Source organism: Ancylomarina subtilis (genome assembly GCF_004217115.1).
GTDB classification, from domain to species: domain Bacteria; phylum Bacteroidota; class Bacteroidia; order Bacteroidales; family Marinifilaceae; genus Ancylomarina; species Ancylomarina subtilis.
Genome location: NZ_SHKN01000001.1, coordinates 1,238,671 through 1,259,457, shown reverse-complemented (window position 1 = coordinate 1,259,457; position 20,787 = coordinate 1,238,671). Strand labels below are relative to the sequence as shown.

At 35.7% G+C, this 20,787-nt stretch carries 15 protein-coding genes; 12 read left to right on the top strand and 3 right to left on the bottom strand.

The features are described 5' to 3' along the window. The first annotated feature begins 3 nt into the window (after positions 1-3). The 7 genes from EV201_RS05115 to EV201_RS05085 all read left to right on the top strand — a co-directional run bounded on the left by EV201_RS05115 (position 4) and on the right by EV201_RS05085 (position 10,260). Positions 4-1,119, top strand: coding sequence for a PLP-dependent cysteine synthase family protein (locus EV201_RS05115; RefSeq protein ID WP_130306307.1), 1,116 nt, complete (start codon positions 4-6; stop codon positions 1,117-1,119). 242 nt (positions 1,120-1,361) lie between these two features. Continuing rightward, positions 1,362-1,850 (top strand): DUF4625 domain-containing protein, encoded by a 489-nt coding sequence (locus EV201_RS05110; protein ID WP_130306306.1) that lies wholly within the window; start codon positions 1,362-1,364, stop codon positions 1,848-1,850. Positions 1,851-1,984: 134 nt separating this feature from the next. Continuing rightward, a complete protein-coding gene (locus EV201_RS05105; protein ID WP_130306305.1) occupies positions 1,985-2,548 on the top strand; it encodes an RNA polymerase sigma factor in 564 nt (187 codons plus the stop codon). A gap of 70 nt (positions 2,549-2,618) precedes the next feature. Further along, on the top strand, positions 2,619-3,776 hold the full coding sequence (locus EV201_RS05100; RefSeq protein ID WP_130306304.1) for a FecR family protein: 1,158 nt from the start codon (positions 2,619-2,621) through the stop codon (positions 3,774-3,776). Between the two features lie 181 nt (positions 3,777-3,957). Further along, positions 3,958-7,389 (top strand): SusC/RagA family TonB-linked outer membrane protein, encoded by a 3,432-nt coding sequence (locus EV201_RS05095; protein ID WP_165389589.1) that lies wholly within the window; start codon positions 3,958-3,960, stop codon positions 7,387-7,389. A gap of 12 nt (positions 7,390-7,401) precedes the next feature. Further along, entirely contained in the window at positions 7,402-8,730 is a 1,329-nt protein-coding gene (locus tag EV201_RS05090; RefSeq protein WP_130306302.1) for a RagB/SusD family nutrient uptake outer membrane protein, read from the top strand. A 360-nt stretch (positions 8,731-9,090) separates the two neighbouring features. Beyond that, on the top strand, positions 9,091-10,260 hold the full coding sequence (locus EV201_RS05085) for a thioredoxin family protein (protein ID WP_130306301.1): 1,170 nt from the start codon (positions 9,091-9,093) through the stop codon (positions 10,258-10,260). A 548-nt stretch (positions 10,261-10,808) separates the two neighbouring features. Here EV201_RS05085 and EV201_RS05080 read toward each other — a convergent pair. Then, a complete protein-coding gene (locus EV201_RS05080) occupies positions 10,809-13,913 on the bottom strand; it encodes an AsmA-like C-terminal region-containing protein (RefSeq protein WP_130306300.1) in 3,105 nt (1,034 codons plus the stop codon). A 4-nt stretch (positions 13,914-13,917) separates the two neighbouring features. Further along, on the bottom strand, positions 13,918-14,286 hold the full coding sequence (locus tag EV201_RS05075; protein ID WP_130306299.1) for a lipocalin family protein: 369 nt from the start codon (positions 14,284-14,286) through the stop codon (positions 13,918-13,920). Positions 14,287-14,801: 515 nt separating this feature from the next. Between EV201_RS05075 and EV201_RS05070 the strand changes: the two genes are divergently transcribed. The 4 genes from EV201_RS05070 to EV201_RS05055 all read left to right on the top strand — a co-directional run bounded on the left by EV201_RS05070 (position 14,802) and on the right by EV201_RS05055 (position 19,039). Then, a complete protein-coding gene (locus EV201_RS05070; RefSeq protein ID WP_207224390.1) occupies positions 14,802-16,640 on the top strand; it encodes an AAA family ATPase in 1,839 nt (612 codons plus the stop codon). Between the two features lie 156 nt (positions 16,641-16,796). Then, complete coding sequence (locus EV201_RS05065) at positions 16,797-17,645, top strand: tetratricopeptide repeat protein (protein ID WP_130306298.1); 849 nt, start codon at positions 16,797-16,799, stop codon at positions 17,643-17,645. A gap of 113 nt (positions 17,646-17,758) precedes the next feature. Beyond that, positions 17,759-18,406 carry a PliI family lysozyme inhibitor of I-type lysozyme gene (locus tag EV201_RS05060; protein WP_130306297.1) on the top strand — a complete coding sequence of 216 codons (648 nt, stop codon included), beginning with the start codon at positions 17,759-17,761 and terminating at the stop codon, positions 18,404-18,406. A 9-nt stretch (positions 18,407-18,415) separates the two neighbouring features. Next, positions 18,416-19,039, top strand: coding sequence for a transposase (locus EV201_RS05055; RefSeq protein ID WP_242610457.1), 624 nt, complete (start codon positions 18,416-18,418; stop codon positions 19,037-19,039). A gap of 202 nt (positions 19,040-19,241) precedes the next feature. Here EV201_RS05055 and EV201_RS05050 read toward each other — a convergent pair whose 3' ends face one another. Beyond that, a complete protein-coding gene (locus tag EV201_RS05050) occupies positions 19,242-19,619 on the bottom strand; it encodes a hypothetical protein (RefSeq protein ID WP_130306296.1) in 378 nt (125 codons plus the stop codon). Between the two features lie 564 nt (positions 19,620-20,183). Here EV201_RS05050 and EV201_RS05045 point away from each other — a divergent pair. Then, entirely contained in the window at positions 20,184-20,750 is a 567-nt protein-coding gene (locus EV201_RS05045) for an RNA polymerase sigma-70 factor (protein ID WP_130306295.1), read from the top strand. Positions 20,751-20,787 lie beyond the last annotated feature (37 nt).

Sequence of the window (20,787 nt, the reverse complement as noted above, 5' to 3'; positions counted from 1 at the left end):
AATATGAAAAATGAAACTTCTTGTAAAAGAATTAATGGATTATCATCATTAGTAGGCAATACGCCATTGTTAGCGATTGAATTTGAATACAAAAATAAGATTAGAACCATTTATGCTAAAGCAGAATATCTGAATATGACCGGTAGTATCAAAGATCGTATGGCCTTTCATATTATTCAAAAAGCATATAATCTGAGAAAGCTTAAAGAGGGGGATCGAATTATTGAAGCCACCAGTGGGAATACAGGAATTGCATTTTCGGGCATTGGCAGGGCTATGGGACATCCCGTAACGATATTTATGCCGGATTGGATGAGTCAGGAAAGGATTAATTTGATGAAAAGTTATGGTGCTGATATTCGTTTGGTAAGTAAAGAAGAAGGTGGTTTCCTTGGGAGTATTGAGATGGCCAATAACTTGGCTGCTGAAGACGAAAAAACATTCTTACCCTTGCAGTTCTCTAATGGGGACAACTGCGAAGCCCATTACAACACAACAGCTCCCGAATTATGGTGGCAACTACAATATAGAAATCTGACTCCGGATGCTTTTGTTGCAGGTGTTGGTACGGGTGGAACGGTCATGGGAGTGGGAAAATATTTAAAGGAACAAAATCCACAAATTAAAGTTCACCCCCTGGAGCCTTCGAATTCACCGACTATGTCAACCGGACATAAAGTGGGTAAACATCGTATTCAGGGGATTTCTGATGAATTTATTCCTTCAATTGTAAAACTGGATGAATTGGATGATATTGTAAGTGTTGACGATGGAGATGCAATTATTATGGCTCAAAAATTATCCTCAATTCTTGGACTTGGTGTTGGTATTTCTTCAGGAGCCAATTTTTTAGGGGCTTTAAAAGTTCAGGAAGAATTAGGTCCTGATTCTGTTGTAGTGACGGTGTTTGCAGATGACAATAAAAAATATCTAAGTACAGACTTGATGAGGGATGAACCCATTAAGGAGGCGTTTATGGCAACTGGGGTGAACTTGAAAAAGTTTAGAGCATTTAAGCGTGTTTGCCATACTTGCTGCGACCCTTTGGATTGTGTCGAATCAACATTTGAAACAAGTTACGAAATGGTTAAACTACCCAATTGTCCGAGGCGTAATTGATTGATTTTAAATAACTATATGTATGTTAATAAAAGAAGTTTGGTGTTTTAATAGTACACGTTTTATTAAAGATTTATATCTTTAATTATTTTTCTTTCTTTATCAAATTTTCCAAGCCATTGATGTAGGGAAAGTAAAACATTCGTGGAGCGGGACAAAGAGGTGCCAGGTTTATATTTTTCTGAAGCAGGAGATTCTTTATTTTTAGTTTTTATAAAATAGTTAGTCACTAAGTTTAATTTATGAAACACTTAACCCCATTAAAGAAAATTTCTTTAAAACGAACGAGATATCTTAAATATGGAGCTTTGCTTTTAGTTCTGTTACCAATGTTGAGTTTTGGAAAACAGTTGGATCGTGAAATCGATAAGATACCACCTAAGATTGACTTGAGAAATCCAGCTTGTAATATAGAAGTTGTACGAGGAGAGAATTTACACTTTAACGCCTTTTTGCAAGATGATCAGGAGCTTGATTCGTATCGTCTTGTGATTACCAAAGGTGGCATGAATTCTGATCAATTTGCTGATGCATTTTCAAGTTATTATAAAAAGGATGCTTTGGGGAATGCCTTACCTGAAATTGGTGGTGCAAAGTCCCGGCTTTTAGATTTTTACATCAAAGTTGATGAGAATGCCATTGTTGGAGATTATGATTTATGCCTTACTTTAAAGGATAAGGCAGGGAATGAGCAGATCGTTAAACGATCTTTTAATGTGGCTCATCATTAATAATAATTATCAATCAGACTTGTTGTTTATTAGATAGATTAAGGTAAAACCACCTCCGATTCGGGGGTGGTTTTTTACTCCCGTAGGTTTAGGGATTTGCGTGAACAGATTTTTTTTGCATTCTTTGGCCTATAATGAAAATCTCTGACCAATATATTTGCAATCTTTTATCCTCTGATAACAAGCAGGGAATGAATCTATTATTTAAGAAGTATTTTGAACCACTTGTCGTATGGGCTGATACTTTTCTCAACGATTTGGATATGTCCAAGGACTTGGTTCAGGATTTTTTCGTGAAAATCTGGAGAAAGAAAATCTATAAAAACTGGAATCCTGATAAACTCCCTTCTTATCTTCATGTCTCAGTAAAAAATTTAGCTCTCAACAAACTTCGAAAAACAGATGTGTTAAAGCATACCGAAGAGATTGAATCTGTTGATCGTATCTACGAAGAGTACCAATCCAATAAAGAAGAAATCGTTCAACGTATTCATGATGAAATAGAAAAACTTCCGGAAAGAGGAAAGGAAGTTGTAAAATGTGTTTATCTAAGAGGCATGAAATATCAGGAAGCAGCTGATGAGTTAGGTGTGTCTTTATCTACGGTTAAAACCCAGTTGGTTCGTTCTTTAAAAACGCTCAGAACCAATTCAGAAAAACTGGGGGATTTCTTTTTACTCTACTTTTTTTCAAAATAATTGAATTTCTTTTCAACCGTTTTATCATTTCTCTTGTACTATTAGTGAAGCACACTAATAATTCAGGAAAATGAATATTTCAGATCAAAAATATCAAGAAATCGTCGATTACATCTCTGGTGAAATCACAGAAGAGGAGAAGAATGATTTTGAAATCTGGTTAAATACCTCAGAACAGAATAAAAAAGCCTACCAACAAATCCTTCGTAAGGTACTATATACCCGTTGGTCTCTGAAATCGACTCAGGTGAATACCGAACTTGAATTTAATAAATTTGAAAAAAGAATAGGTGCTCGACTGAGATATCTATCTTTTGCAGCTGTAGCTGCCAGTATTATTCTCCTAGTTTCAATTGCAATTCCTTATTTACTGAATGATCAAGCTGGGGAAAATGAAAATATTGCTCAGTTAGTTCAAATTGAACCAGGAAAAAGAGGTGCTGAATTAATTTTATCTACAGGAGAGTCTGTGGAGCTTAGAGAGAAAACAAAAACCATAAAAGAAAAAGATGGTTCTTTAATTGAGATCGATTCGCTAAAAGGAATTGAATACTCGGCTGAAGAAGCAACAACTCCAAGAGAAATATATAATACACTTAGAGTTTCTTATGGACAAGAATATGATATTCTTTTGGCCGATGGAACACGTGTGTGGTTAAATTCAGGATCAGAATTAAAATACCCGGTACAATTTGTTGGCGATAAAAGACAAGTTTACTTAAAAGGTGAAGCCTATTTCGATGTAACACCCGATAAAGAGAAAGCCTTTATTGTTGATTCCTATGGTCAGCAAGTTAAAGTGTATGGGACAGAGTTCTGTGTCAATGCCTACAATCAAAATGAAATTAAAACTGTTTTGGTAGAAGGATCGGTAGGTATAAAAGCGAATGCGAAAAGTATTGAGGCAAAATTGCAGCCGGGAGAATTAGGATTTGCTAATCTTCGAACTGGGCAAACAGAAGTAACGAAGGTAAATGTAAGGCCATATATTGCCTGGAAAGATGGTGACTTTGTTTTTGAAAATCAATCTTTGGAGAATATCATGACGCGTTTGGAGCGATGGTATAATGTCAAAATCTTTTTTATGAATGAAGAATGCAAGGCGTACCGTTTTACGGGCGATATGAAACGCTACTCCGACGTGAAAGACCTGTTGTACTTTATGCAAGAAACATCAAATGCAAAATTCGAAATAAAAGACAATGCCATAGTCGTTATGGTCAAGTAAGACATCCAGATAGGATGTATAAAAAACGGAAGATTTTCGTAGAATCTTCCGTTCGAAAATTAAATAATGAATAAATACCGGGCGGGCGTTTATTCAAATACTAACTTATCATTACAAAATTATGAAAAAAAATGGTTTCCCCTATCTTTTCCCTCGTGGGAGAAGGTTAAAAATCCTTATTATGATGAAGGTGTTTATCTTTTTGACTTTTGCACTCACCCTAAGTGCATCAGCCAGTATTTATTCTCAAAACCAGAGAGTAAGCTTTGAATTAAAAGAAGTTTCAGTTTTGGATGTGTTGAATGAAATTAAAATGCAAACAGGCCTTCGATTTATCTACAGCGAGGATAAGATTGAAGAATTGGGTGCGATTAATTTTGATGCTTCAGATATGAGAGTAGATGAAGCTTTGGAAGAAATCTTTAAGGATACAAAGCTTGAGTGTCAATTTCGCGATGATGTCATCATGATTGTTGATCGAAAGTATGAAGCTCCCAAAGAAGAGAAGCAAGAGAAAAAAGAAGTCAAAGGAACCGTTACCGATGCAGATGGCAATACCCTGCCTGGTGTTTCTGTGGTTGTGAAAGGGTCAACAACTGGTGTTGCTACTGATATTGATGGTAATTACAACATCAAAATCGAAAGTGATAATGCTGTTTTGGTGTTCTCTTTTGTAGGGATGCTTTCTCAGGAAATTGTATATGCCGGACAATCGATTCAGAATGTAACTTTACTTGCCGATTCTGAAGTAATGAATGAGGTTGTGGTAACGGGTTATCAAACCCTATCCAGAGAACGAGCTACTGGTGCTTTTGAGAAAGTAAGCACTGAGGTGCTTGACCGCAAAATAACAATGAATATTGTTAATAAGCTTGAAGGGCAGACAACAGGTGTGCTTTTTAATGAACAAGGAGAAATGGAAATTAGAGGTGTGAGTACTTTGTATGCAGATAAGACACCTCTTATTGTTGTTGATGGCTTTCCTATTGAAGGTGATATGGAAACAATAAATCCTAATGATATTGAAAGTATTACCATATTGAAAGATGCTGCTGCGGCTTCAATTTGGGGGGCAAGAGCTGCGAATGGCGTAATTGTTATTGTTTCTAAGAAAGCGGATAAGGACATGAGACCTGTTGTTGAATTCACCTCTTCATTGTCCTTAACTCAAAAGCCTGATCTATATGATTTGCCTTTTGCCTCAACATCGAGTTATCTTGAGTATGAAGAAGAGATGGTAAGAAGAAGCCTTGTAAATATGCCCAATGGTAATTACCAGCCAGTTTTAACGGAGGGAATGGAAACTTTTCTGAATTATAGCGAAGGTAATATTACAGAACAAGAGAGAGATGCTATTTTAAATAAACTAAAGCAAAGAGATGTAAGGGATGAGTTTTCCGATTTGTTAATGAGAAATTCAATCTCACAGCAATACGGATTATCTCTTAGAGGGCGATTAAATAATTCATCTTATTATGCTTCTCTGAGTTATTCTGATAATGCTGAATTTGCCAAAGCAAATAACAATGAACGTATTACCTCTTATTTGGGTGTAAATTCAAAAATCACGGATAGATTAAGCATTGATCTAGGGGTAAATGTAAATGCTAGAAAAAGGGAATTGAATGGTATTCAATTCACTGATATAACTCGTATTCCTCAATATCAGCAGATTTTAGATGAGAACGGGGACTACATAAACCAAGCTTATTCACACAATCAAGCTTATGTGGAGAAACTTGTGTTAGAGAAAAATTTACCATACGATTGGAATTATAATCTCAAAAGAGAATTTGATAATAAGGACAATGTTACCAATAATCTTGATTTGAAATTAAGAGCAGCTCTTAACTATACTCTTACAGATTACTTAAATATTGATGCAAAGTATCAATATGAGTGGGGAGATGTAAAAGGCAAAAATTTATACAATGAAGATACTTATCAGGTTAGAAATCTGGTAAATACATACTCTCTTGTTAATGATCGAGGCATGACTGAGCAACAAGTTCCTAAAGGGGCCATTTTGAAAGAATCTTTTAGTAACTATAGTGCTTTCACCTCACGAGGTCAGATAAATTTCGATAAGAGTTTTAATGATGACTTGCATCAATTAGTGGCTATAGCTGGTATTGAAATGAGAAAAGTAAAATATGAATCAAGTAATTATACTAAGCATGGTTATGATGATCAAAGCTTACAGTATGCTACAACTCCTCTTGGTGTGGAGTATTCAAACATATTTAATGGCTCTAAGAGGAAATTGGCTGATGATACGAAATATGAATATAAGGAAGATCGATTTTTATCGTATTATTTTAATACATCCTATACCTACAATGATAAATACACCTTTACAGGTAGTGCCCGTTTAGATGATTCAAATCTATTTGGTGCCAGTTCGGATTATAGAAACGTTCCCTTGTGGTCTGTTGGAGGAAACTGGCAAATGCATAAAGAGGAGTTCTTTGATTTCGATTTTGTGGATCTATTCACTTTAAGAGCTACATACGGATGGAATGGGAATGTTGATAAATCGACAAGCCCCTATTTGATAGCTGATGTAAGAAAAGACTATTATACGCAAAGACCATACGCAAAAATTCAAAATCCTAAGAATCCAAAATTAAGATGGGAAAGAACAGCTGTGGCTAACTTTGGTTTGGACTTTTCTATGTTAAATCACCGTTTGGCCGGTAGTCTTGAATATTATACCAAGTACAGTGATGGTGTTTTAGGACAAGTAGCTCTTAATTCGACTTATGGCTTTTCTCAAGCTCTAATGAATACTGCTGAAATATCCAATAAGGGTATTGATGTTAATTTGAATTCTCTTATTGTAAATAAAGAGGTGAAATGGAATTTAGGTCTAAACTTTAGTTACAATAAGAATAAAATTAAAAAAATAGAAATGCCTGATAATACTTATTACTCATACATCCAAGGGTATTTGAAAGAAGGTTTGCCATTAAATTATATGTACAGCTATAAATGGGCTGGTTTGTCTGAAGAAGGTGAACCCAGGATTTATGATGAAAAAGGAGAGATTCTTTCTGCTGATCAGGAACCCACAACACACGAGGCTTTGAAGTATGAAGGTTCTACCACTCCAAAATATTATGGAAGTATTATAAATAGTATTTCGTATAAAGGATTGTCTTTAAGTTTGCTAACTACATTTAAGTTGGGTTATGTGTTTAGAACCAACAGTTTGAGTTACGATGATTACAGAATGGGAGCTTATGTTAATTGGATACACAAAGATATCGATAATGTGTGGAAAAAACCAGGAGATGAATTGATTACCGACTTGCCTAAACTGCGTGATGGTAGTTACCCCGGAATGTATGAGTCTTATGCCGGTATGAGCAGTAATACTGTTCATAGTGCATCACATATTCGATTTAAAGAAGTTATATTATCCTATAACATACCGGAAAAATATATAAAGAACTTACATGTTTCAAACCTGAATGTTTCTGCTCAAATACGGAATTTTGGATATATCGCTTTTAATAGCAAGAATATCGATCCAGAGAATATGCCTGATTTTTCGGGATATGGAATTGATAATAAGCCTGAATTCTCATTTAGTTTACGAGCTACATTTTAAAAAGAATAAATCATGAAAAATTATATATATATAATAGTATTACTGGCGTTGTCTTCATGTACTGATTGGCTGGACATAAAGCCAAAGGGAAAGGTAATCCCTGAAAAAGTTGAAGATTACAGGCTTTTAATGGATAAACCTGCTAAGGCTGCTTATCATTTATTTGGTTCAGACGATGTGGCTATTTGGGATGAGTATTTAAATTATTTTTACGGTTTGTATGAAATTAATTCATATAAATGGGAAGAAAAATTTAATCTATCTACTGAAGAAGATGACCAGTGGCGTGCAATGTATTCCAATATAGGTATTTGCAATACAGTTATTTCTGAAGTTTTGGAGTCTGAAGGCAACGAAACGGATAAGTATGAAATACACGCAGAGGCAAAAGCCGAGAGGGCTCTGAATTATTTTCTTCTTGTAAATATTTATTCAAAACACTATGAAAAAGAAACAGCTAGTGAAGATTTAGGTGTGCCGTATTTAACAAGTCCTAAATTGGATGGTTCTTTGGAAAGAGCTTCAGTTCAATTTGTTTATGACAATATTGAAAATGATTTAATTGAATCATTAGACTATTTAGCAGAGACTGCATTTAATAATAGGTTGTCAAAAAACTCGGTTTATATTTTACTATCTAGAATGTATTTGTATAAGGCTGAGTACAATAAGGCTTTAGAATATGCAAATAAAGCTCTGGCATTAAATGATTTTTTGTATGATTATAATACTCTTGAATTAAATTATGCCGAGGTTCTTAGATTTCCACATGAGTCTGTGAATAAGGAGATTGTATTTGATTTGAGATCAAGTAGAATGGGACTGCTTCTTGCGCCTTCACAAGATGTTGCTAATATCTATGATCAGGATTCTGACTTAAGATGGAAAAATCTAACTTGTCCGGCTTATTTTTGGGGTTTAGATTCAGAAGAAAGGATTTATGGGACCACAACTTTTAAGTATGGTCTTACAGTTGCTGAAGCAATGCTAAATAAGGCTGAGTGTATTGCAAGAACAGGAGATTTTAATGAGGCAATAGATATATTGAATGCTTTAAGACTTAAGCGTTACGAAACAGGAAAATATGTTGCGTTGAATGCGGGTAGTAAAGATGAAGCTATTGAACTTGTTAAAGAAGAAAGACGTAGGGAACTTTTGTTTAAAGGTTTAAGATGGTTTGATTTGAAGCGTTATAACACCAATGATAATGCAAATATCACATTGGAAAGAACCGTGGAAGGTGTGCAATATACTTTGCCATCAAACAGCCCAAGATGGGTATATCCTATTGCTGAAAAGTATATTGTTAAGAATCCTGAAATAATTCAGAATATTAGATAAAAGAAAAAGATATTCAAATTATCTTTTTGTTAGCTAAGTGTTTGAATAGTAAAAACGGAGGCTATCCTAAAAACCTCCGTTTAAATTTACGGAACAACTCACAACAAGCTATTGTACGGGATAGAATCTTGTTTGCTTCTTTATCAAATTTCGATTGTGTCTATTGTAATAAGTATCCGGTAAAGTTGTAAGAAAAATCCTATTGTATAGCATAGACTTTAAATTGTAATGTTAACCGAGTAAAATTAGCTTACTCATAAGAAATGAGTTTATGAAACGAGCATGTAAACAAGGTTTCTCACACAGGGGGATGTTTAATTATGCGACTTCCATATGGGAAAAATTTAAAATAAAAAACATATGAAAAAAATAATTTTATCATTAGTAGCCTTATTCGTTTTTGCTAGTGCATTTTCGCAAGGTATTGAATTTGAACACGGCACTTTTTCAGAGGCCTTGGCAAAAGCAAAAAAAGAAAATAAAATCGTATTCATGGATTGTTACACAACCTGGTGTGGCCCTTGTAAGTATCTGGCAAAAAATGTCTTCACACAAGACAAAATAGGAGCTTTTTTTAATAAGAATTTTGTCAATGTCAAAATGGATATGGAGTCGGAAGCAGGAAAGCCCTTAAAGGAAACATATCAAATAAAAGCATTTCCAACATTACTTTGGTTAGATGCAGATGGAAATATTCTGCAGCAAATGGTAGGGGCAGATGCAGAATCTCTTATCGCAACAGCTAAGTTAGCTTTAGATTCTAAAAATAACTGGGCTGCACTAAACAAGCGCTTCGAAAAGGGAGAGAGAGACGTCGCATTTTTACAAAATTTCATCATGACTTCTGCTAATTCAGGAATAGATGTAAAAGAAGCTGTTAGAATCTATTTCTCAAGTAAGAAATCAGAGGCGTTAATTAATGCCAAAGATGCTGAATTAATTACAAAAGTTGTGACTTCTACATCGGATCCAATCTATTTATTTGTTTTGAAGAATAAAACAAGGTTTTATGAGGTTGCCAATCAATTGCAAATTGATGAGTTTATGGAGCAAATAATGCTGTCTGATTTGAAACAATCGGTTCCTAAAGGTGATAAAGAAGCTTTTGCAGCCAAAAAGAAAGAATTGATTGCGCTGGATCAGGAAGTAGGATCTAAGATTTTTGCATATATCGATATGAGTATGCTTCAAAGAGACCCTGATCAGAAAAAGTTTTACGAGGCGATGGCTAATTATGGAATCAAACATGACTTTGATAACTCCGAACATTTGTTTATGTATGTACAGATTATTTCTGCGGCAAAAGAAGATATCGATAAAGAATTAGTAAGCAAAGTGGTGAAAATGGCAAAACGTTCTGTAGAATTGAATGCCAATTTTGAAAATATTGATGCCTATGCTTACATACTGAATAAATCAGGACAAATAGAGGAGGCAAAAATTCAGGCTGCAAAATCAATAGAGTTAGCACCCGAAGATCAAAAAAAAGATTTGTGGTCTGTGAAATTCCTGGAGGGTGAAGAAAACTAAACTATAGAAAACGAAGGCTTTTCGATTTTTATATTAAAGTGGATCAGAATGCTATTGTTGGAGATTATGACTTATTTCTTACTTTAAGGGATAAGGCAGGGAACGAGCAGGTTGTTAAACGATCTTTTAATGTGGCTCATCATTAACAATAGTTATCAATCAGACTTGTTGTTTATCAGATAGACTAAGGTAAAACCACCTCCATTTCGGAGGTGGTTTTTTTGTTGTAAATACATAGCTTGTAAAAAGAAACAATTGAATTTAATATATCTATCATGAGATGAGTCCTTGTAAATCAGTAAGAAAATGGATGTTGTGTGTTCCAATGTCATCCCAATTTCAATAGCATGTTCTGTTTCATTCTTAAATTTGAAGACGGTCTTTCTAGCTTTTCTGTTAATTCGAAGCTAAAAGCTAAGATTAAAATACCGGAGTGGATCTATTAAAGGGGATAAAAAAAAAAGTTTGTAGCTCTTCGTAGAGCTACAAACTTTTTTATTCAGATTTCATTGTATGTTGTCACCAACACGTTCCAATAAACGATAAGGCTATTCAATCGCCTTAACATTCTCCTTAAGCGATTCCGAAATCATCTTTTTCAAACGTAAAGTTTGGGCCTCAAGTTTGCCTTGTTTTTTGGGATCGTAAAGATGTTTGTACTGACAAGGCACTAGTTTGTATTTCAAGTCTTCCATGGTACCACTCACATTCAATCCCAATCTAACCGGTAATGGCGTATCGGTTACCGAGATGTGATAGTTGAAGCGATTATCCATATTATGACGTCCGGCAATAACGGCTTTATAATTGTCCATCACAATAAGGAAAGGGTATAAATCAATTTCATCCTTAAAGAGTGTCATCTCAACACTTAAGCTGTCTATCACATTTTCTGTTTTCTTCTTAAACATCAGTTTACTGGCAATCATGTCGAATGTTTCGGTATCCATAAGGGTGAGTTCCTGTCCCTGGAATGCCGCCGCACCACGAATGGTCGATTGTTTAAGCGAATAGTCGCTCTTAAGATAGGTCTCTCCGGCCAAATGAAATTCGCCCTTTCCTTTGAACGACTTTAGCATAGGGATGATGGTGTCAACCGAAGGAATCAAATCAATCAATTCAGCCACATCAATATCCAAAAGGTGAAAGTCGATGCCCGAAAAGAGGTGGTTCTTCCTGTCGGAACGGTACATGGCCGTTAACTGCATATTGGCAGCCTTGCTGGTAAAACCCATTTGGTCCAGAATAAGGGTACCATCCTTAACAGTTAGGCCTCCTTTAATATTTTCGATGATATTATCATTAACGAGAGTCTGATCGATGCTCGTGTTTAGCCTGATTTCGACACCCTTAGGAACCATAAAGGGATCATCTTCGGATGTAACAGCTTCATTGCTCACAAGTGTTGAATCCTGACTGCCCATGCCGTTAAAAATGTCCATTAGCTCATAGACATCGGTCTTTTTAGAAACCAAATTAAACTCGCCCTTAAGCAATGCCTGTTTCTTTAAGTAGTTTGATATATCGGTCAGTTTACCGCTAAGGCTAAAGTCCGAATCACCTAAAATTAAATTCGCTTTCTCAATGGCCATGGTGTCGGGATCAAGGGTGAAGGCTATATTAGGAATTTGCCCCTTCAACTGTTCACCCAAGTCATAATTGGCATCCGAAAAACGCACGGCCACTTCGGGTTGCCATTTCAGGATGACATTATTTTGTGAGTCGTCGTACTTCAGATTTGTTTTGGCAGATAGCTCTTTAGCATCAAAAAGAGTGGCGTCTTTGCTGGCGATAACCAATTCCTGACTAGTCATGTTAGAATGGATAAGCGCAATCTCTTGTTTGGCTTCAAGTTCAGGAGTATAGGCAAATTGTCCCTCTGCATGATTGGCTTTAAGGGATAAGGTGTCGGCCACAGCATAAAGGCTGCCAAATTTAAAACGACATGCCGACAGGGGTGCAGAAAGCTCTTTTGCCAGTTGGTTGATGTCGGCAGAAAGCTCAAGATTTTCACTCACAGCATGCATGCTTGGTGACATCTCGATATTCAGCTTGGGTGCATCCATTTTGATGTTTGCAAACTTAAGGTTTTTGTCTGCTCTGCTCTGGCTGGGTAAATCAAGCTTCAGTTTTGCCGAAGGTAAATCCACCTTTATACTGTCCTCATAGATGGCATAAAAGTTCTGAGTCTCAAAATCGCCACTTAAATAGATGCGGTGATAGGCCTCCTTATCCAAATCAGACTGAGTGAATCGGGTATGCACATTCCCCTTAAGCGATCCCTTAATACTGATGTTTTGATCTTTGGGTATAAAGGGTTTAAAATCGACTAGGTTAAAATTCCCATTGGAATGGATGTTGTAGACCGGACTTTCCAAAATGTCCGAAATTTCTCCTTTTACAGAAACAGTGCTCTGCGCTATTTGGGCAGAACTGCTATTGATTGTAAGTGTCGAAGCCTGGTTCTTATTCATATCCACCAGAGTCGACATGGATAATTCAATGTCTTTCACTTTAGGATAGCCCGTATATTTGACTTCGCCCTTAGCGTATTCAATATTGGCCTTTACCAGGGGCATGCTTGTGTCAGACAGAAGCCCTTTTACCGATCCTGAAACTTTGGCAAAGCCTTTAGCGCTGACATCTTTTAGCGGCTCCGAATAGGCTTTAGGTATAAGAGCCAGAATTTTTTCAATATCCAATTCCCCGCTCGAGTAGCTTAGGTCGGTCTCTATAGAATAATCTTTTAAGACCTTTACAAGACCATCAAATGAGATGGCGTGCTCGTCCTTAATAAGCAGATTGGCCTTTTTAAAATCATAGGCGTTTTCGGATACGTTAAAACCCAAAGGCAAGTGGCTGTCAACTTTCATCTCAGATAAAAGGGTATCAGCAGCCAGAGCAAAGGTCATGGCCTGGCAGACAAGTTTGACATCGGAATTGAACAGGTTTTTGTCTTTAGCCTTCGACTTAATTTTCAGATTACAATCTCTGGCATCAAGATAAAGCGCCATGGAGTCGGCTGTTTGAAACAGCAAGCGGTTCAATTGCATATCCAAATCTAAAGCCTGTTTTTCCTTATTGTATTTAAAGCCAAGTTTAGCATCTATCTTTTGAATATCAGCCTTTCTGAATGTTGTCTCATCCCTGTAGGTGGCATTAAAATTCTTCAACTCCACATGGCTGATATCCATATCACCCAATGATGAGGCTTCCGTATTCGCTTCTGAGGCATCGGAACCGCTCTTTAAAATATCGAAATTAGATTGGCCATGCGCATCTATTTTGAAATTCACAACCGCATCTTCCAGCAGAAAAGGATCAAGCTTGATGTTGCCGTCCCATAAGTAGGCCATCACATTGACCGAGGCAAAGCATTTGGCTGTGTATAAGAGCGTATCAGATTTCGGGGCATCATTCTCTGTCAAACAGAGATTCGTAATCTCAAGCCCAAAAAAAGGATAGCTACTAAAAAAAGTGGGCTCAACTTTTTCAATCATCGTATGGCAGGCTAAATAATCTTTGGCCTGTTTGTTAACGATGGGACTTAATTTTTCTGGCGTAAAAAGATACCACATGCCTATTGAGGCAGCGATGATCAATACAAAAACCAATGCCAGTAAAGCGATTCCAACTTTTTTTAATATTCGCATCTTATTATTGTTTGCTGAATGATTTTGTTACTCCGAAATCGTCTTCATATTTCATTGTCGTTTCCGTTAAATCTGTAATGGTGTATCTTTTAGGAACTAGACCACCATTCACGATGATGTGAATTTGCTCCAACTGATCTTTGTCTATGGTCCAGGTAAATTCCTGTGCTTCTTTTTCCTCTACGTCATCAGCCGTATCCCAGGTCGCACCCGATTTATCTGCATCGTATCTTTCGAATAAAGTCCCACTCTTCCATTTTCCAATGATTAATGACTCATCAAAACTGGGTTTCGTTTCTTCGTCTGTAGAACATGAACTTGTGAATAGCGCTGCGAATGCCAGGCTTAAAAGGATTAATGTAAACCGTTTCATTTATATCTAATTTGTTTATGAATACTCTTATTGGGTTGATCAGAAATAAACGTCAAAAATAAGATTTTATTGTCGTATTTGAATGAAACAGGATTCCTTAATTATGAAAATTATAAAATATAATCCAAACTGATATGATTTAAACTAGTTTCCCCTCCTTTTTTTAGAGGAGGGGTGTCGAGCTCGCTCGACGGGGTGGTGTTTTTTTTCAACTCCGCTCAATGGGCGTATTTCTTATGTGTTTTCAGACACTAAGCCGCCGCACTGAGTTTTCGGTCATTGAGCTTGTCGAAATGCCGAAGCATGACCCTAACTATATAGACCAATTCTGTTTTATGTACACCAGATGTTTTACTTCTTTTAAATTTATTGTTTGCTGCTTGTTTTTCATAAATTTGATAGGCTCGAAAATGATGCCTTCATTTTAATAAGAATATTAGAATAAAGCCATCACGATAGCTGTGCTTTACCTGCCCATATGTGGCGTAAATGCAAGATTAATAAAAATATATACCATGACGTTTATCCATACGTTAGCGGTAATTAACCTGGAAGAATTTATAATCAAATATATGAGCATTAAAATTACAATAAACCAAAAACATAAATCAATAAATCCACCATGTGAATTTGAATTGCCTACTTTCTGTGTCTTAACTGGAAAAAATGGGAGTGGAAAAACTCACCTTCTTGAAGCAATGTCAAATAGGGATAAGTCTCAAGTTAATATCAATGGTAATTTAATTCAAAATGTAAGATACATAGGATTTAATGGATTAAACCCAACAATTGAAGAAACTTGTGACCCAAATTCTATCTCACAACATGTGAAAAATGTTTGGAACCAATATCATTCTGGAAGACAACAACTTCAAAGAAGAAACCAAGAGGATAATATAAATCTGATTCTAAATTATGTGCCTGATGAAAACATGAAAAGATTTATTAGAAAGGCATTACAGGATTCTGGAAAATCAACGAGTCAGTTAACAGAAAACGACTTATCTGATAGTTTTGATATTTCTTTTATGGGTCAAAATGATTTTTTCACAGCTCAATTTGCCTTGATTTTTAAGAACTATCACAGGCGTCAAGAAGAAAATGCTATTAATGAATATTATCAATCAAAGGGTAAGCTTATTACAAAACCTGTATTGAGTGATGATGAGTTTAAAAGAAACTACGGCGAACCTCCTTGGGAATTCATTAATAAAATATTGGAAGAAACAAACATTCCATATGAGGTAAACAATCCTGAAGGAGATAGAATAGATGCAAGCTTTGTTTTTAAATTAAGAGATAGAACTGAAGGTTTTGAAATTAGTTCGGCAGATTTATCAACTGGCGAAAAAGTTCTTATGTCACTTGCGTTAGCAATATACAATACTGGAGGAGATATAGGAAAACCAGATATTTTATTGATAGATGAGCCAGATGCTGGTCTACACCCATCTATGTCAAAAATGATGGTAAAGGTTTTGAAAGAAAATATTGTAGGGCAAAACCATATCCCAACCATCATTTCAACCCACTCACCAACTACTGTAATTGCAAGTGAAGGTGTTTCTATTTATCAACTAGAAAGAGGAACTAATATTCCTTCTAAAATACCAGTTCAAAAAGCTGTTGAAATTCTTTCTGCAGATATTCCATTTTTAAAAATTTCAACTGAGCGGAGAAGGCAAGTATTTGTTGAGAGTAAATATGATGTTGCTTATTATGAACTACTACAGAATATTTACGGTCGATTAATTTCACTTCCTTCGGAACCAATATTTATTCCAGCAAGAACATCAAATGGTTCTAATTGCACAGATGTAATAGATGTTGTAACTAATCTGTACTCGAATGGGAATGACCAAATTTATGGTATAATAGATTGGGATATGAATAACAAACCTACTGACCGCATTCTAGTTCTTGGAGAAAATGAAAGATATGCAATTGAGAACTACCTTTTAGACCCTTTGCTAATGGGTATTCTGATGATTAGAGAAAATAAAATTTCAATAGGCGATTTTGGTGGATTAAGTATCACGGCTTATTCACAGATGATAAATCTGACACCAGAGGACGGACAATTAATTATAGATAAAGTTCTAACAGATTTAGGATTAAATACTGACAATAAACTCACATATAAAACATTTAATAATTGGGAACTTCAAATAACGCAAGATTTTAATGAGCATCAAGGACATGAACTTGAGGCTTTGTTTAAGACTAAGTATCCATTTTTAAATGCATATAGAAGAGAAGATGCTTTAAAGAAGGATGTGATTGAAAAAGTAATTAATGATCACCCTGATTTTGTACCTGATTCAATTGTTAAAACTATGATGAATATTGAATAACTACCGCTAACATTTTGTATAAATAATGGCAGGGAAAGTGCTAAATACAAAAGTTCGACATCCGCTCAAACTGTATAGCGATTTGATAGGAAAGTACCACGCAATCTGCCACTACTCATATAATTTATCGTAAGTAATCCAAAGGAAAAATATACAATGAAAATCAAACATATATTATTAAGTTTTGTTTTAGTCCTGTTAATGAAAATATCATTGGGACAAGACTTATTAAAAGTAGGCGATAATATCTATTCATACCTACAAGAAAACCCGATAAAATATAATAATCCCAACAATAAAATGTGTCATTGGATTGAAGGCAATATTGGCTTGTATTCATACACTAAAGGCGGACAAACAAATAAGCCTTATATTTTGCATACTTGTGGGGGAAAGTTCTTATTTGGCATTTTACAAGGTGTTAGTCCAGAGTCTCATTATATTTTTGACATGGATGGCGATAGCGTTCTTGATTACAAGACTGATACATTTGTCTTACCAAGCTGGGTCATAGAAGCGAATTCGCCCAATCGTAGTCAGGAAAATAACCTATCCTCTGTGATGGCATTGATGTATGAATCATTCAATTCTAATCTTGGCCCCTCAAACCCTAAAATGACTGAGGCACTTTTGTCATTAAAGAGTTTTTATCAAGACACGACTATGACCAATAGGGATTTAGTTGGTATGCTGGAGTTTTACATCGTAAATGCCAATAGGCCCGAATTAGCCATCTATGCTATTAGTAAGTTCGAGATGGTTTATAATGATAGATTTAATAAAAACCATCCTCTAATAAATTTATATAAAGGAGAAACATTCATGAATCTGGGTCAGGATGACAATGCACTAATAGAGTTTAAGAAAATTATAAAAGCCGATGAAAATTTTATTCCAGCACTAGTGTATATCTGTCAACTTGAGGAGAATGTTGAACTATCAGAAGAAAACCTGAAGAAAATAAAAGTCAAATACCCTGATCATTGGATTGTGAAAAATTTGTGAAAGACTCCCTCGCAAGTTAAAAACAAGCTTTCTTGAAGTCATTTTTCCTTGTGGTGGCGGGCCTGCATAAACAATATCCCGGTATATAAAATGAATATGTAATCCTAATAGATATGAAACAGTTTAAGACAATCTTCATAAGCATACTGCTAACATTAAGTGTAATTGCATGTAAGAACAAAGAGGGCAAATCAAATACAGAAAAAAGTGGGATTGATGAGGTTTCAAAAGTAGAGCATTCTATTCCTGAAGAACAAGAGATTGTTTTTCAAAAAACACTGACATTGCAAAACATATCGTTTGATATAAAAACCAGGGGAGAAGGATCTATCAGTCAACTTACAATTCAACCCAAAGGTTTGGAAATAGATAATCGAAAAATTGCCATGGAAGTAGATGGGCAAGTTGTGGATGCCGAAATTGAAGATTTAAATTCAGATGGTTTTCCTGAAATTTTGATTTACACAGTGTCGGCAGGAAGCGGCAGTTATGGCAATGTGATTGGTTATTCTGTAAACAATGGCAAGTCCATCAGTCAAATTTACTTCCCGGAACTATTCGAAAATAAAGAGGCCAGCATGGGCTATATGGGCCACGATGAATTTGCTATTGTAGAGACCAGTTTAGTACGCAGATTTCCAATTTATAAGGATGGCGACACCAATAATAAACCAACAGGAGGGACTCGCCAAATACAATATAAACTCAAAGATGGTGAAGCATCCAGGTTGTTCGTGATAAATAAAATCAGTGAGTATTAATACAAGTGATTGAATAAAAACGATGAGCAGTACGCCCATTTCATTATCATGTCAGAAAAGTACAAGGGTCAATATCGAATAGAATCCGCCCGTTTGAAAAATTGGGATTATGCCGGTAGTGGCATGTATTTTATTACCATTTGTACGGGCAATAAACAGCATTATTTTGGCGAGGTGGAAAATGGGAAAATGCAATTGTCCGAAATAGGTCAAATCGCGAAGAAGGAATGGTTGAAAACATTTCAGATGCGTGAGGATATGAATTTAGAAAGGGATGAATATATCATTATGCCCAATCATTTTCATGCCATCATTGGTATTGGTGATAATAAATATAACGTAGAGACGCAATGCATTGCGTCTGTACAGGGCAATAGCATTGCATCAGCAAAGGGAAATTGCATAGCATCTGCGCAAAAGAATCGTTTTGGAGCGCAATCCAAAAATCTGGCATCTATCATTCGGGGATTTAAAAGTGGTGTCAGTAAAAATGCGAGAATAATTAATCCCGAATTTATGTGGCAAGCCCGTTTTTACGATCATATTATTCGGAATGATGAAGCCTTATTCCGAATCAGAGATTATATCAAAAGCAATCCATTAAAATGGGAAAAGGATAAGTTTCATAAATAAGGATGCATATACAGCTAGCTCAGTAATAACAGGCAATAGGAATCACGGCTAGTACGTGTTAATGTACTTGTTAAGTGTGAGTTGTTGAGTTTTGTTGGTGCACGGTTGTATCGCGATCCTTAAGATAAAGATAAAAGCCACAGGAAAGGATTTCTGCGGTAGCGGGGGGAAAGATTATATTCTATGTACAGCTGAACTTGTACTATATTGGTTTTTGCCTTCCTTCGATAAATATAACCAGACCACCTCCAGATGCCAAAATAAATAAGTAAGAAGCGACTATTCCAATGAAAAAATAGAAAGATTCTTCAGTTCCCGATAGGCCTGATTGCACATTGTGCATGATTATACCGACTATAGCAATAGTGAATGATATGCTGGCTGTAAGACTTAATATTTTCAATCTTTTCAATTGCTTTCTGGCAAATTCCGGTTCAATTTCTTCGTGGAAAATACGTTCCCTTTTTCTAGTCATCACTCCCCAATAGATCCAAAATGCCAGGGAGATGATCATACCAAATGGAAAGGCGAACAAGAGCATCACGACTAATCCCAATCCAATTAATAACTTTTTTTTCATAACCTCTATGTATTTACTTAAAATTAGCCAATATTACAAAGCAAGTCAAGTAATCTTAATCACTCCTTTATTGAATAATAATATACACGGTTTGGCAAGCCTGTAGCTTCGGGCTTCCTTCACTGTTCCTTCACTGTTCCTTCGTATAAGCCATATTTGGGTTTTTAAAACATAATATTCGAGTCGAGGTTGGTGTTTTATGTAAAATAATTTGAATGCCCTTTTATTTTAAACTGTTTTATACTTGAATTTTAGTTAGTAGATAAAAGGACAGAAGCCCTAAAGGAATGCTTGGGTGAGGTCTCTCACAAATTTTTATTTAATCTTCTTTGGTCGGATCAGGTTTTATGAAATGTAAAAGGTTTCCTGATTCTGTCCTTTTTCTTGTTTGTGAAAGCCATCTTTTGGCATTCTACCCTTTATTAGCAGACATGCTATAATAAAAAACACCTATTCAATCCATCTAAACAGAGTGAGGTATTTTTGATTGAATTCATCAATTTTTTGTATTATCGTCCGAAAAAAATATCTTTAAGCCATTCTAATCGCCCCTTAAACCCAAATATGTTTACCTCACAAGACTTTGAATTATTTCGCAAAGGAGACAGACAAGCTTTCAAATGTATTTTTAATACGTTCTATAAAGCCTTGTTGATTTTTGCAAAAAAATATGTGCAGGATAATGATTTGGCTGAAGATTTGGTGCAAGAGGTTTTGGTGAAACTTTGGGAAAAGAGACGTACGATAGAGGATGCTTCAACTATAAAAGCGTTCTTGTACATGAGTGTGAAGAATAAAGCCCTGAATCATTTCCGTCATCAAAAAGTTATTGATGCTCATCAGAAAGAAATATTGCAAGATAAATCGAATGCGCTTTTTTTTAAGAATCACGTGATTGAGGAGGAAACCTACCGTTTGCTGATACAAGCCATTGATAGTTTGCCCGAACAAACCCGAAAGGTTTGTGCTTTGAGTATGAATGGCGCTAAGAATGCACAAATTGCGGAAGAACTCGACTTATCAACCAGTACCGTAAAATACCACAAAAATCAGGCTTTAAGCATTTTGCGAGAACGCCTTAAGAATCAACTATTCCTGTTGCCTTTATTGGCTTATCTTCTCGATTTATAAGAAACCCAAGAGTAAGACTGCATACTTATTAAAGGTT